This window comes from Enterococcus sp. LJL99 (assembly GCF_054871725.1).
Genome location: NZ_JBTXLT010000002.1, coordinates 110590 through 125404 on the forward strand (window position 1 = coordinate 110590; position 14815 = coordinate 125404).

The 14815-nt window shown below is 32.9% G+C and carries 17 protein-coding genes and 1 other RNA gene; 13 read left to right on the top strand and 5 right to left on the bottom strand.

Annotated elements, in window-relative coordinates:
- Complete coding sequence (locus ACYSNW_RS03640) at window positions 1-240, top strand: YtxH domain-containing protein (protein ID WP_461743097.1); 240 nt, start codon at window positions 1-3, stop codon at window positions 238-240.
- Window positions 241-304: 64 nt separating this feature from the next.
- Here ACYSNW_RS03640 and ACYSNW_RS03645 read toward each other — a convergent pair whose 3' ends face one another.
- A complete protein-coding gene (locus ACYSNW_RS03645) occupies window positions 305-763 on the bottom strand; it encodes an S-ribosylhomocysteine lyase (RefSeq protein WP_461743098.1) in 459 nt (152 codons plus the stop codon).
- Window positions 764-1069: 306 nt separating this feature from the next.
- Between ACYSNW_RS03645 and ACYSNW_RS03650 the strand changes: the two genes are divergently transcribed.
- The 12 genes from ACYSNW_RS03650 (at window position 1070) to ACYSNW_RS03705 (ending at window position 12337) form a co-directional block, all read left to right on the top strand.
- Entirely contained in the window at window positions 1070-2125 is a 1056-nt protein-coding gene (locus tag ACYSNW_RS03650; RefSeq protein ID WP_461743099.1) for an aspartate-semialdehyde dehydrogenase, read from the top strand.
- A gap of 22 nt (window positions 2126-2147) precedes the next feature.
- Window positions 2148-3020, top strand: a complete 873-nt coding sequence (dapA, locus tag ACYSNW_RS03655) for a 4-hydroxy-tetrahydrodipicolinate synthase (RefSeq protein ID WP_461743100.1) — start codon at window positions 2148-2150, stop codon at window positions 3018-3020.
- Window positions 3021-3050: 30 nt separating this feature from the next.
- On the top strand, window positions 3051-4733 hold the full coding sequence (locus tag ACYSNW_RS03660) for a ribonuclease J (RefSeq protein ID WP_461743101.1): 1683 nt from the start codon (window positions 3051-3053) through the stop codon (window positions 4731-4733).
- 189 nt (window positions 4734-4922) lie between these two features.
- Window positions 4923-6104, top strand: coding sequence for an AI-2E family transporter (locus ACYSNW_RS03665; RefSeq protein WP_461743102.1), 1182 nt, complete (start codon window positions 4923-4925; stop codon window positions 6102-6104).
- A gap of 169 nt (window positions 6105-6273) precedes the next feature.
- Window positions 6274-6834, top strand: a complete 561-nt coding sequence (gene amaP / locus ACYSNW_RS03670) for an alkaline shock response membrane anchor protein AmaP (protein ID WP_461743103.1) — start codon at window positions 6274-6276, stop codon at window positions 6832-6834.
- Window positions 6835-6848: 14 nt separating this feature from the next.
- Window positions 6849-7079 (top strand): DUF2273 domain-containing protein, encoded by a 231-nt coding sequence (locus tag ACYSNW_RS03675; protein ID WP_461743104.1) that lies wholly within the window; start codon window positions 6849-6851, stop codon window positions 7077-7079.
- Between the two features lie 32 nt (window positions 7080-7111).
- Window positions 7112-7531: an Asp23/Gls24 family envelope stress response protein gene (locus tag ACYSNW_RS03680; protein ID WP_461743105.1), complete on the top strand. Its 420-nt coding sequence runs from the start codon at window positions 7112-7114 to the stop codon at window positions 7529-7531.
- Between the two features lie 627 nt (window positions 7532-8158).
- Complete coding sequence (locus ACYSNW_RS03685) at window positions 8159-9538, top strand: bifunctional metallophosphatase/5'-nucleotidase (RefSeq protein WP_461743106.1); 1380 nt, start codon at window positions 8159-8161, stop codon at window positions 9536-9538.
- Window positions 9539-9572: 34 nt separating this feature from the next.
- Window positions 9573-10253 (top strand): YutD family protein, encoded by a 681-nt coding sequence (locus tag ACYSNW_RS03690; RefSeq protein WP_461743107.1) that lies wholly within the window; start codon window positions 9573-9575, stop codon window positions 10251-10253.
- Complete coding sequence (locus ACYSNW_RS03695; protein WP_461743108.1) at window positions 10253-11023, top strand: TIGR01457 family HAD-type hydrolase; 771 nt, start codon at window positions 10253-10255, stop codon at window positions 11021-11023. Before ACYSNW_RS03690 ends, ACYSNW_RS03695 begins: the two co-directional genes overlap by 1 nt.
- Complete coding sequence (locus ACYSNW_RS03700) at window positions 11011-11664, top strand: TIGR01906 family membrane protein (protein ID WP_461743109.1); 654 nt, start codon at window positions 11011-11013, stop codon at window positions 11662-11664. Before ACYSNW_RS03695 ends, ACYSNW_RS03700 begins: the two co-directional genes overlap by 13 nt.
- 196 nt (window positions 11665-11860) lie before the next feature.
- Window positions 11861-12337, top strand: a complete 477-nt coding sequence (locus ACYSNW_RS03705) for a GNAT family N-acetyltransferase (RefSeq protein WP_461743110.1) — start codon at window positions 11861-11863, stop codon at window positions 12335-12337.
- 419 nt (window positions 12338-12756) lie between these two features.
- Here ACYSNW_RS03705 and ACYSNW_RS03710 read toward each other — a convergent pair whose 3' ends face one another.
- From ACYSNW_RS03710 to ndk, 4 genes are all read right to left on the bottom strand, one after another.
- Window positions 12757-13062: a hypothetical protein gene (locus tag ACYSNW_RS03710; protein WP_461743111.1), complete on the bottom strand. Its 306-nt coding sequence runs from the start codon at window positions 13060-13062 to the stop codon at window positions 12757-12759.
- A gap of 30 nt (window positions 13063-13092) precedes the next feature.
- On the bottom strand, window positions 13093-13275 hold the full coding sequence (locus ACYSNW_RS03715; protein ID WP_461743112.1) for a hypothetical protein: 183 nt from the start codon (window positions 13273-13275) through the stop codon (window positions 13093-13095).
- Window positions 13276-13548: 273 nt separating this feature from the next.
- Window positions 13549-13915, bottom strand: a transfer-messenger RNA (tmRNA) gene (gene ssrA / locus ACYSNW_RS03720).
- Window positions 13916-14158: 243 nt separating this feature from the next.
- A complete protein-coding gene (gene ndk, locus ACYSNW_RS03725; protein ID WP_461743113.1) occupies window positions 14159-14557 on the bottom strand; it encodes a nucleoside-diphosphate kinase in 399 nt (132 codons plus the stop codon).
- Window positions 14558-14815: the final 258 nt, after the last annotated feature.

Consider the following 14815-nt stretch of genomic DNA (forward strand, 5'->3'; position numbering starts at 1 on the left):
ATGGCAGATTTAAATGATGCAAAAGACAAAGTAGAAGGTAAATCGAAAGAAGTCGTTGGTAAAGTAACAGACGATAAAGGGAAAGAAACTGAAGGTAAGTTACAATCAGGTTTTGCTGACGTTAAGAAAAAAGCTCGTGATGCGGGTGAGGACATCAAAGAAGGCGCTGAAAAACTTGGCGATAAAATCAAAGATGGTTTTGAAGACGTTAAAGATAAATTGCATAAAGAAAAAGATTAATTTAATAGATTGAAAAAGTGTGAAGCACTTGCTGAATCAGCAGTGCTTCACACTTTTTATTTGTTTAGATTATTCGTTTAAATGGGTCTATACTTACGCCTTGTTCTAAAACGATTTTTGCATATTCTTTAGCAGAGAAAAGGGAGTGATCTTTATAATTCCCGCATTCTTTAGCTGAAACGGCTGGAACAAAATCAGTAGAAGCAATGAATGTAAGCACAGTAACTAACGCATCACGGATTTCTTTGGGTGAATGAGTTCCCCACAAAATCATATAAAATCCTGTACGGCATCCCATTGGCGAGATATCGATAATTCCCTCTAAGTGATCTCTTAAATTTACAGCTAATAAATGTTCTAGTGTATGAACCGCCGCAGTTGGTAATTCTGCTTTATTAGGTTGTAAGAAGCGCAAATCGTATTTTTCAATAATTACTTCGCCATTTTTTTCAGTACCAGCTAAACGAATATAAGGTGCTTTTACTTCGGTATGATCTAATTCAAAACTTTCTACACGAGCCATTATTTTTTCCTCCACAGTCATAAATATTGATTTTAACTATAACAAAATAACCATAAATGTCAACAGACGTAATTCGGTTATTGGGCTGGAACAAAAGTCCTGTTTACTTTGTTTCACCCAAGAGGCTTTATGCCGATGAGTTCCAGCTGAATGACGAAACTATTCGCAGTGATTGTTTTCAAAACCTTTCTAAATTTATTTATCAAAAAAAATAAAATCCGCTGGCTTCCTATGTAGTAATGTGTCAGATTATGGTAAAATAAAAAAAGCAACTTTCTTTAGGGAATGAAAGGGGATTAATTAAGTATGAAAAAAGCATATAATGTTGCAGTGGTAGGCGCAACAGGAGCAGTAGGGACAAAAATGATTGAAATGTTAGAAGAAACGTCACTTCCATTGAATGAAGTGAAACTTTTAGCATCAAAGCGCTCTGCTGGAAAAGAATTGACATTTAAAGGTCAGAAACTTGTAGTGGAAGAGTTGGTTCCAGATTCTTTCAATGATATAGATATCGCTTTGTTTAGTGCGGGTGGTGGGATATCCAAAACATTTGCGCCAGAAGCAGTTAAAAGAGGAGCCATTGTAGTCGATAATACAAGTCATTTTAGAATGGACTCTGAAGTTCCATTAGTTGTTCCAGAAGTAAATAAGGAAGCTTTAAAAAAACATAAAGGAATTATTGCGAATCCTAATTGTTCAACAATTCAAATGATGGTTGCTTTAGAGCCAATTAGAAAAGCATATGGCTTAGATCGAATCATTGTTTCTACGTATCAAGCAGTTAGTGGTGCTGGAATTAGTGCGATGGAAGAATTAAAATCGCAAGCTTTGGATTATATCAATGGGACGCCAGCAGATGAATTGAAAGCAGCGATTTTACCTTGTGGTGGAGATAAAAAACACTATCCGATTGCGTTTAACGCATTGCCGCAAATTGATGTGTTTGCTGATAATGATTATACGTATGAAGAGTGGAAAATGATTAATGAAACGAAAAAAATCATGGAAGATGATTCAATCAAAGTAGTGGCTACTTGTGTCCGAATTCCTGTTTTATCTGGGCATTCTGAATCGGTATATATTGAAGTTAAGGATGAGTCTTCAACGGTTGCTTCAATTAAACAATTGATTGCAGACGCACCAGGTGCGGTTTTAGAAGATAATCCGTCACAACAAATTTATCCACAAGCGTTGAATTGTATTGATCGTAAAGAGACATTTGTGGGCCGTATTCGTCAAGATATCGATATTAAAAATGGTTATCATATGTGGGTTGTATCGGATAATTTACTTAAAGGCGCTGCTTGGAACTCTGTTCAAATTGCAGAAACTTTACATGAAATGGATTTAGTTCGAGTTTGATTAGAAATGGAGGAAAATAAAAATGGATTTGAAAAATGCGACAATTATTACAGCAATGGTTACTCCTTTTGATGCAGAAGGGAATATTGATTTTAAAGTGTTACCTAAATTAGTTGAACATTTACTTGAAAATCATACAGAAGCTTTAATCTTAGCAGGAACTACGGGAGAATCTCCTACACTGACGCATGATGAAGAAATCGAATTGTTTCATGAAGTAATTCGAATCGTAGATGGTCGAGTACCGATTATTTGCGGTGTTGGTACGAATGACACAAGAGATTCCATTGAATTTGTGAAAGAAATTTCTGCAATAAAAGGAATTGATGCAGGATTAGCTGTTGTTCCTTACTATAATAAACCTAGTCAAGAAGGCTTATACCAACATTTTAAAGCAATTGCTGAATCTAGTGATTTACCGATTATTTTATACAATGTTCCAAGTAGAACGATTGCTAAATTGGATCCTGAAACAAGTTTACGTTTGGCAGAGATTGATAATATTATTGCAATTAAAGAATGTTCAGGTCTAGAAGTTGTCGCAGAGTTGGTTGAAAAAGCACCAAAAGACTTTTTAGTGTATACTGGAGATGATCCGGAGGCATTTTCTGTTAAAGCATTAGGCGGACAAGGTGTGATGTCAGTAACAAGCCATCTTTTTGGAAATGAAATCTATGATATGTTTGAAGCGATTGATAACGGAGAAATCAAAAAAGCTGCAAGTATTCATAGAAAATTGTTACCAAAAACACAATCATTATTTACTGCACCCTCACCTGCTCCTGTGAAAGCCGCTTTAAATGCACGTGGAATCCCTGTTGGAGGGTTAAGATTGCCTCTTGTAGAATGTACTCCTGAAGAAAAAGAGAAAATTTTAAACGTGCTAGATTTTTAATCTAGCACGAACTATAGCGAGGTGAAAGAAGTGAGTACATTAAAAATCATTCCTTTAGGCGGCGTACGTGAAAATGGAAAAAATATGTATATTGCTGAAGTGGAAGATGAAATTTTTGTGCTGGATTGTGGATTGAAATATCCAGAAAATGAATTATTAGGAATCGATGTAGTGATTCCTGATTTTACTTACTTGGAAGAAAATATTGATAGAGTCGCTGGCGTCTTTTTGACCCATGGGCATGCCGATGCAATCGGTGCTTTACCGTATTTGCTTTCAAAAGTCCATGTGCCTGTTTTTGGAACAGAATTAACAATCGAATTAGCTAAATTAAACGTAGAAAGTCATGCAGGATCGAAAAAATTTGATGATTTCCACGTGGTTGATGCGCATACTGAAATTGATTTTGGGCAAGCAACGATTAGCTTTTTCCGCACGACACATACAATTCCTGATTCAATTGGTGTGAATTTAAAAACCAAAGAGGGCAATATTGTTTATACTGGTGATTTTAAATTTGATCAAACTGCGATTCCGATGTATCAAACTGATTTTGGCCGTTTAGCTGAAATTGGCAGCGAAGGTGTTTTGGCTTTGTTGAGCGATTCTTCCAATGCGGAAAATCCAACTCAAGTGGTTTCAGAACTACAAATCGCGGACGAAGTTTTTGATACGATTCGTTATTGGGAAGGACGTATTATTGTTGCTTGTGTAGCAAGCAATTTGCAACGTGTACAACAAGTGTTGGATGCAGCTTATCGTTCTAATCGCAAAGTTGTGTTAACTGGACAGGATTTTGAACGTATTATTCGAACAGCTATGAAATTAGATAAATTAAAATTACCTAGTGAAGATTTGATTATTACTGCAAAAGAAATGAAAAAACATAATCCAGAAGAGTTAGTTATTTTAGAAACTGGTCGGATGGGCGAACCAATCAAGGCCTTGCAAAAAATGGCAAATGGCACTCATCGGATTGTAAATATTCAAAAAGGTGATTTAGTTTACATCACTACAACACCAACGACTGCGATGGAAACTGTTGTTGCTAAAACAGAAGATATTGTTTATCGTGCGGGTGGTGTAGTAAAACAAATCTCTGATAATATGCGTGTTTCAGGTCATGGGAATCCCAATGATCTACAATTAATGCTTAATTTAATGAAACCGAAGTATTTCATTCCTGTACAAGGAGAGTATCGTCAATTAGCAGCTCATGCTGATTTAGCTCATGCGATGGGAATTCCTTACAAAAACATTTTTATTACTGGACGCGGAGATATTTTAGAGTATGCTAAACATAAAATGACAGTTGCTGGCTCTACAACAGCTGAAAATATTATGATTGATGGTTTAGGAATCGGCGATATTGGAAATATTGTTCTTAGAGACCGTCGTATTTTGTCAGAAGATGGTATTTTTGTAGCGGTCGTAACAATCAATCGTCGTGAAAAACGAATTGTTTCTCCAGCTAAAATTACATCTAGAGGTTTTGTATATGTTAAAACAAGTAAAGATTTGATGAAAGAAAGTGGCAATATTGTGACTGAAATCATCGAAAAACATTTAGAAAGTAATGATTTTGAATGGAGCAAGTTAAAGCAAGATATTCGTGATCAACTTAGTCGTTATTTGTTTGATCAAACAAAACGTCGTCCTGTGATTCTCCCTGTTATTATGGAAGCAACGCAAAGGAAACGTTCAAAAAATTAATAACCGATAAATGCGTTTAATTGAAGACTTGAAACAGTGATGTTTATCGTTTCTATTCTTTTTTTCTACTGGATGTTTCTTATAGTTTAAGTACTCAAAATATAGCTACAAGCTATATTTTGAGTACTTATTTTTTTACAGATCAGAAGAACTTCGATACAATTAAGGAAAGTGTTTAGGAGGGATCGCATGGAGAATAAAAAACAAACAAAGTGGATCAAGTTTATTGGAGGAAATAATCTGCTTTTTACTTTGATAGCGTTATTATTGTTAGGCTGTGTTATTTTTGTATTTCATCAGATTAATTTTATTTTTTCTCCATTTGTAATAATCTTTAAAACAATCATAGGACCATTGATTTTAGCTCTAATCTTGTATTATCTTTTCAACCCACTTGTGGATTGGCTAGAAAAGCACAAAATTAAACGAATTTATGGCGTTTGTGCAATTTTTCTAATTATTATTGCGTTATTTGCAATTGGAATTATTTTGATTATTCCCATTTTAGAAACTCAAATCCAAGATATGATAAAGAATTTTCCAGAATATATGGATGAACTAAATCATGATTTGACTCAGTTTTTTCATAACTCTCCTATTGAGAAACCTCTTATGGGAGTACTTGATGACGCTCAAAAATGGTTTGACTCTTTATCAAATAGTTTAGGTGATTATTTAAGTAAAGCGGTTGAAGGAGCGTCTACTATTTTTTCTACTCTCACTGGTTTTGCTTTGATCATGGTGACAGCACCGATTATTACTTTTTTCTTACTTAAAGATGAACGCAAATTTGCTTCGTTTGTGTTAAGTATTGTTCCACCACGTTTTCGAAACGATGTTAAGGAAATAACAGCAACAATGGATAGTCAAGTTGGCGCCTACTTAAAAGGACAAATTATGGTATCAATCGCAATCGGAATTTTAACTTTTATTGGTTTTTTATTAATTGGTATGCCTTATTCAGGATCCTTATCTATCTTTGTTGGCTTAACAGCAGTTGTACCTTATATCGGTCCAGTCGTAGCGTTTATTCCTGCTGCTATAATTGCGATTATGGGATCTTTTGGTCTATTCGTAAAAATGTGTATTGTTTGGATTATTGTTCAAATGTTGAATGGTCATTTGATTGAGCCTCAAGTTATGGGAAAACATTTGGTAGTACACCCGTTAACGATTGTTATTGTCCTTTTGGTCATGGGAGATTTGTTAGGAATGTTTGGCTTGATTTTTGGTATACCAATTTATGCAATCATTAAAGTGCTTGCAATTTATATGTTTAAAAAATTTAAAAAACGGTACAATTCATTTTATGGGGAAGATGGAAAATATGAAGATACAGAATTTTCAAAAGAAGAATATTTAGATGAATAATGTACAAAAAATAATAGAAAGGTCAATGCTGATTTTGCCAATTGATTGTTATTAAATTAATTAACTTATTTTTTGTAACACTAGTTTCACATCATATTCTTTGTGTTCTTTTTTTTAAAAGGGTACAATTTAATGTAGATAGAATCAACTGTTAAAAGGAGGGAACTATGTGAGAAAAGTAGTGAAGTTTGTTTTGTCATTGGTAATCCTACTTATTTTTGCTGGAGCGGTGGCTGTTCTAAGTCAATTTTTTGAAATTCCAATCCTCTCCTCCAGAGTAGATGATTGGATTAATATGTTCCCCTGGGTATTGCAATTTCTAAAAGGAGTTTTAGTAAGTTTAATTATTATTCTTTTCTTTCTTTTTTTACTTGTTCTTGCTACTTCAGGGAAAAGAGCATCAATTGTTTTTAAAGAAAAAAAGCGCCAAATTAAAATACCAAAGAAAACGATTGAATCAATTGTTGAAACAGCGGCCGATGAAATAATTCATGTTGATAGAAGAAGATTGAAAATAAAAATTAAAAGAAAAAATCGTGTAAATGTGCGTTTGAAATTACTAGTAAGAAGTAAAGGGAGGGCGCAACTAATTGCTGACAAGTTGAAAAAAGAAATTGAAACTACGTTAACAGATACCTTGCAAACTAGCAATCATTTGGTGGTCATTCAGCTAATTGAAGTTGATTCTGAGTCCAAATCGTTTGGCGGAAGCAAATCACGTGTGGTATAGGAGGGAGAACAGAAATGAACGAAAAAATTAAATCAATTGTAGCTATTTTATCTCCGTTTAAATTTCGAATTCTCTTTACCTGTTTATTTTTAATTTTCGCAACTTTGATCTTACTCATTGGTTTTTGGAAAACTTTTATAATCGCTTTGTTTGCCTGTTTAGGTTTTACAATTGGGAAAATGAGAGATGAAAATTTAGATATTTACTCGTTAATTGAGTCGATTCGCTCGATGTTAAATAATTAATTATTTTTTATATAGAATAGGAGAGATGAGCTATGTCAGATGAAACAAAAAAAGTAGTTAATGGAATCAAAGCGAAATTATCTTTTGATGATTTGGTAATTAAAAAAATTGCAGGTATTTCTATTTCGGAAATCGAAGGTATTTTAGGCTTAAGTGGTAATTTGTTCTCCGATTTTGCCGATCGTTTTCGTGATACAGGTGATATTACGAAAGGAATCAGTGTGGAAGTTGGAACAAAGCAAGTAGCTATCGATGTTTCTGTCATTTGTGAGTATGATGTGGACATAGCTGATTTGTTTCAGCAAGCAACAGAAAACGTCAAAGAAAAAATTAAATTTATGACGGGGTTGGATTTGGTAGAATTTAATATGAATGTTGATGATGTATTAACAAGAGAACAATTTCTAGAAAAATATCGTGGTAAAAGTAGTACAGATGATGAAGATGAATAAAATAAATTTTTGATTTTCGCACAAAGTAAATGGCACGACAAAACTATTTAGTCTAACCATGCTGAAAATGATACAGAAAAAAGTGCAGCAACTAGTACATTAACGGTTTTAGATAGTAAATCAGATACTAAAGACAATAAACTTGCAACATAATTAGTCAATGATTAAAAAAATTCGATAACTGGTCAAGCGACAGCGATGAAAAAATAAGTGAACAAAGTACAAAATAACTACCAGAAACAGGAACGAAAGAAAGCAGTATAGTGCTGAGATCGATTAATCTGGTTTTGATTGCTAATGTTTACTTTATGAAAAAACGTAAAGAAGACGAATTCAATTTATATTAAATCAGATTGAACTTGTTTAAAAGTGCTTGATTTAGAGGCAAATCATCATCTAAAAATTTATGAAAAATCACAGAAATGACAAAAATATGTTAGATTTCTATTCGATAATGGATGTTTTCTTCGTATTGTTTTCCAAATTTCTGTGATTTTTACTTGTTTTTTTTAATTGGCAATCATTTTAGCTTAATCAATTTTTATAACAAGGAACCCGTTTAAAAAAGCCTTTTTTAGTTAGATTTTATGGTACTATAACTATAGTACTTAGAAATGGGGGAAGAGAATGGAAGAAATAATTATTTTTCATACCAATGATCTACATTCTCATCTTGAAAATTGGCCGAAAATAAGAAGATATCTCAATCAAAAGAAGAAATTATATGAAGCAGAAAATAAAACGGTACTAACATTAGATCTTGGTGATTTTGTAGATCGTTGGCATCCACTGACCGAAGCGTCTGATGGCCAGGCGAATGTAGAGTTAATGAATCAAGTTGCTTATGATGCGGCAACTATTGGTAATAACGAAGGAGTCGGTAATTCTAAAGAGCAACTAAATCATTTATATGACGAAGCTAGTTTTGATGTTATTTTAGGAAATTTATTTGATCCAATCACCCTTAAAAGACCAGAATGGGCCAAAAAATATAAAATCATTGAAACACCCAATAAAATGAAGCTTGCTTTGATTGCATTAACCGCACCTTTCCCATTGACCTATGAGCCTAATGGTTGGACGATTCGAACGATGAAAGAAGTGCTTCCAGAACTAATCAAAGAAGTCCAAAAGATAAGCGATGGAATTATTTTGATGAGTCATTTGGGAATTGATGATGATTTAAACATTGCCAATATATATCCTGAAATAAATGTGATATTAGGCTCACATACGCATCACCTATTTAGATATGGTGAAAAGGTCAACCAAACACAACTGTCAGCTGCTGGAAAATTTGGTCGTTTTGTAGGCGAAGTTCATTTATGGATTGAAGATGGAGAGATTGTGAAAAGTACCGCTGAAGCTATACCGACAGAGGAATTTGAAGAAACGGAAACAGATAAAAAAGAAGTTGAAAATTATTTAATTTTAGGACATCGGTTGCTAATTGATAAAAAAGTTGCCATTATTCCTGAAACACTTACCGTCGATTTACATAATGAAAAGACTGTCATGTCTATGGCTATCGAAGCACTCAAAGAAAAAGGGCAAACAGAAGTAGCTATTTTGAATAGTGGGTTATTTTTAGCGGATTTACCTGCAGGTGTTGTAAATGAAGATATGCTCCATAGTACGTTACCTCATCCAATGCACTTAATAAAAGTTACATTAAAAGGTGCTGATTTGATTCGCTTAATCAAAGAAATGGAAAAAAATAGACAGTATTTGAGAAAGTTTCCTATTGTTGGGATGGGATTTCGGGGTAAAATTTTTGGTGATTTATATTATGGTGGTCTTACTTATCAAAAAAAGACAAAGGACGTATTATGGTTAGGAAATCCTGTTGATTTAAATGAGAATTATACCTTTACCACTGTTGATCATTTGATGTTTATCCCGTTTTTCCCTACAATTGAAATTGCTGGAAAGGTTGAATTTCTATTTCCAGAATTTATTAGAAACGTCGTGAGTGACTATCTGGCTGAGCACTATCCAATCCAATGAAAACATTGTATAATACTAATTAGGTGGTGAAATAATGGCAGAAAAAATAAATAAATCTAAAAAAATTAAAAAAGAACCTGAAACATCGTTAACAAACGAAATAACGGCTGTTTTAGAAGAAATAAAAGAAGAACCAACCGTCAAAGAAAAGAAAAAAGGTGAAATCGTTACGATTATTGATGATGATCATCTTAATATCGGAGACCGTCAGTATATATTAGTGAAAAATCATCGGGATGCCTTTGATGCAGAACGATTGGGAGAACGTTTTAGCGATGTTCTTTCTAGGTACGATTATATTGTGGGGGATTGGGGCTATGATCAATTACGCTTAAAAGGCTTTTTTTATGGATCAAACCGCAAAGCTAATCCAGATCAACGAATCGATACTCTAGAGGACTATCTATATGAATTTTGTAATTTCGGTTGTGCGTATTTCGTGATTGAACGCATCGGTGGAAAACGAGAAAAAACACAGAATCGACGAAAAAGAAGTAAAAAAGCAACGAACCAATCCCAAGCGTTTACTTCTGAAAAACAAGCACCAGTCAATAATAGTACGAAACCGAAAGTGAAACCAGTCATTAAAAACAATAAGCCGAAAGCAAAAAATCAACCACAAATAAATGAAAAGAAACAAGAGCTAAAAGAAACTGCTAATGCTAGTAATAAAGGGCGATCTTTTACAATTCGTCAACGTGAGGAGAAACAGTAGTGACTAAAAACTATCAAGGCTTTTTAATAGATTTAGATGGAACCATTTATTTAGGAAGTCAAATCATTCCAGCTGGAAAACGATTTGTTGAAAAACTACAAACGTTGCAGCTTCCGTTTTTATTTGTTACTAATAATACAACCAAAGCGCCTAGTGAAGTTGCGAATCGTTTAGCGAATGAATTTGACATTCATGTACCTGAAAAAACGATTTATACGGCAAGTTTGGCGACAATTGATTTTATGAAAGCTGATGGCAAAGGAAATAAAGTCTACGTGATTGGTGAATCTGGTTTGGTTGATTTAATTTTAGCGGCAGGATTTATCTGGGAGGAAGAAACTCCAGATTATGTGGTGGTTGGTTTAGATACAGCAATCAATTATGAGAAACTATCGACAGCTATTCTAGCTATTCAAAAAGGTAGCACATTTATCGGTACAAATCCAGATAAAAACATTCCAACAGAAAGAGGACTTTTACCTGGAGCAGGTTCTTTTATTGCCCTTATACAAACGGCTACACAAGTTGAACCAATCATTATTGGAAAACCAAAGGCAATTATTATGGATGAAGCAATCAAACGGTTAAATTTGGACAAAAATGAGGTATTAATGGTTGGAGATAATTACGAAACTGATATTCAATCAGGTTTACAAAATGGTATTGATACGTTGTTAGTTTTATCGGGATTTACGCCAAAAGAAGCAGTTCCAACTTTACCTGAAAAACCAACGTTTGTTGTTTCTTCTTTAGATGAATGGGAATTTTAATGGAAAAAAGAAAATGGTTATGGTTTGAAAACGGTGGGATTGCATTGCTTATGGTTTTTATTCTTGCTTTAAGCATTACAATCACAATCAACTTTCGCCCTTTATATGTATTCGATATCAATTATTTATCGATTTTAGATTATACTGAACTAGATAAAGCTACGTTATTGAAAAACTTTGGAGAATTAATGAGTTATTTGAATAATCCATTTAATCAAACATTAAAATTGAGTGATTTTCCGATGTCTACAAGTGGTGCCTTTCATTTCTATGAAGTTAAACGATTATTTTTACTATGTTATGGGGTTTTAATTGCGACAACGATTCCTAGTTTCTTTACACTTAAACATCTTGTCAAAAATAAAAGATTATGGCGTTTAATTAAGCCATTTAAATGGGGCATGGTGATTCCGGTATTATTTGGCTTTTTGATGTTGGTCGGTTTTGATCAATTTTTTGTTTCATTCCATGGTATTTTTTTTAATAATAATGATTGGCTATTTGATCCAGCAACGGACCCGATTATTAATGTTTTACCAGAAGCTTTTTTTATGCATTGCTTTGTTTTATTTTTTATTTTATTGGAATTATTCCTATTTATAGGAGTTTTTCTTGGTAAAAAAGAATTGAAAAAATTGTAATTAACATTTTTTAATAAATGAAATTTAGAAGACAAGCTGAAACGCACAATGATTTCCAGAACACTGGCTATAAATCTTTTTGTATTAAGATTGAAAGGTTATGTTTTTGATTTTTTTGACTTTCAGCTTGTTTTTTTATTGAATAGTCATTAAAAAATTTGATTTATTAGAAATGATAAGATGAAAGGTGAAAAAAATGGATAATATATCAGCAATCAATATCGTAGAAGTGACAGTTGCGGACAAAGATTTTGTGCTTTTATGTAATCTGTTAGATTACGACTTGAATCATCAAGCAGAAAACGAAAATATTGAAGAAAGAGACGTTTACAGTTCTTATAATATTCCGCGGGAAAATCAAAAAGTTTACATAGCTTATGAAGATGGTTATCCGATTGGGTGTGCTTCATTTAAAAAATATGAAGAGACTTGCGCAGAAATTAAACGAGTTTTTGTTAGAAAAGAATATCGTTCTAAGCAAATTGCAGTCAAATTAATGAATAGAATTAAGGAAGAAGCTCAGAAACAAGGAATTCAAAAGTTGTTATTAGAGACGGATAATTCCTTTAAACAGGCAATTAAATTTTATGAAAAATATGGATTTACTAAAGTAGAAAATTTCCCACCTTATGTGGGTATGGAATCTTCGGTTTGTATGGGGATGAGAATCTGAGTATGAAGAGAAGGGGAGAGTAAGTAAATTTTTTGTGTAGAGGGTAGTTTGGTAGGCTGTATAGAATTAAAAACATATATTTAGCTTTGAGATGTTAGGAAGTATTAAAAAACGATTGAGGGATTTGAATTGTGCATTATTTACAAAATATTCTTGTGTAAAATATATTAGAAATGAAAAACTAAAGGTTTTACTTTATGGTGAATCTTCAATAGTAGGTTTAAACTAGGGTTGGAAAATGGTATAATAAACAGGAAAAAAACAACAGTAAATGATGCAATCTTCCCCAAGATTTTTAGGCAGAACTGTTGTTTTTTTTATATTTAAATTTCATTATATACTATTTTTATGAATTATCAATCAATAGGCTTTTTTGTTGATAAGATTATCATAAAAGATATTCGAAACTACTGGTTTCTTTAATCAATTAACGTGTATGCTACTAACATTATGATGTAGTTAGGAACAATAGCTTGTCCCGAATCCCATTCTCTGACTACAGCTAAAGGGATATCATAGGAAATTGCAAATTTAGTTTGACTCATTCCAATACTCTTATATAAATCTGATACAGACATTTTTGATAAATTAAAGATAGTCGTTAAAATAGGAATATTTTCATAGTCTTTCAGCCATTCTTGTGTTGCGTGCTTTGAATAGAAATTTTCCAATGAATCACAGGCTAAAGCTTCTTGAAATAAGATTGAGAATAAATGATAGTTCATTCATAGAACCTCCTGACTTAGAAAAGTTAATTATTGTGGTAAAACATTTTTACGTTCTGCAATCAGTTGTTCTAATTCTGCTAAATCTTCAATGCTAGCTTGATTACGAATAAATGATCTTGCTTTAGATCGATCATTTAAATATTTTGCTTGGGTCTTATTTATTTCTTCTCGTTGCTTATTTGTTTGAGAGTGATTGTTTTTATAAGTCATTTCATTACTCCTTTCTAAAAATATTAATCATAAGTATAGCTAATACCGAATCATTCATTCTTAACAACAACTCCTTGCTAAGAATAGAAAATAAGCTGTTTGGTGGATTTTTTTCTGATAAAGGCTGTCTTATTTTGTGAGTATGGTAGTTTAAAAATAACCTTGAAATTGATCTTGATAAAGTTTTTATAAAGTTGGACACGAGTAAAATTAAAAAAACGAAAACCTTATTTTAAAAAGATTTTCGTTCTTATTGGAAATTACTAAAACAATTGATGGAGACGGCGGGAGTCGAACCCGCGTCCAAACATATTGCCACTTAAACCTCTACGTTCATAGTCATACTATTTTAAGCTTCGCTTGAGTATATGCCGCATAACAGGCCCAAACTCTTGCTAGTCTGATAATCTCTTTTAAACTTTACAGACGGAAAAGTTTAACGTATCCCACTTAATTTGAGACCCTTACTCGAGCACATGGGCGATGCCGAGAGGATCTTCACCCGCTGGTTTTACGCAGCTAGAGCGAAAGTGTTATTTTCGTTTTTAGCAGTTATATTTAACTGTAACGTTTTTACGTAGACGTAACCTACGAAACGCAATTCAAGCTCAACTATGCCTGTCGAATCCGTAACGTCCCCGAAAGAATAGAATAGTTAAAACTTATGCTAGAATAGTATAACACAATTAATAAGATAGTAAAAGTAATAGATGCTAAAAAAACAATGTAAATTTGATTTAATAATAACAGTTCGTACATTTTTTTGAATAACCTGTTCTTTAGTAAATTTTTAAAGTTAGTAGGATTCATTGCTAGTAAAATAATCAATTGTTATACTTTTATAACTTATTAAATGATTAGGATATATAACTAGCGTTATTAGTTAATCAAAAAATCGTTCGATTTCAATTTTAGCTGTATCAATTGAATCAGAAGCGTGTATTACATTTTCTCTAGAAGTCAAAGCAAAGTCACCGCGAATTGTACCTGGTGCTGCCTCAAACGGATTAGTGGCACCAATCATTTTTCGAGTTAAAGCAATGACATTTGGCCCTTCGATAATAGCAAATACAACTGGACCAGAAACCATATAATCAATGATGTCCGTAAAAAATGCTTCATTTTTTAAATGATCATAATGTGTTTTGGCTTTTTCTTGAGTGATTGTTCCTAAGTACATGTTAGAAATGGTCAAATTTCGTTCCTCAAAACGTTGTAAGATACGACCAACTAAGTGACGGCGTACACCATCGGGTTTGATGATTATTAAAGTTTGTTCCATGTTTATACCTCCCAACCTATTGAATCTACTATATCATAAGATGGTTAACGAAAGAAAGCCTTCTCATTTTCAGATTGATTAATCAAGAAAATAATTAAAAGTTAAGTTCCATTTAAGGTTGCTCAACTATGATGTATTCAACCCTATTAATTTTTTCTTTTTTAATTCCTTTTTTAGTGCCGTTAAATCGGTTATGGTGAGTGAGGTTGAGGCAAAGGCAAAAGTGATTAGTTTTGAGAACCGAGTAAGCAAGATGTA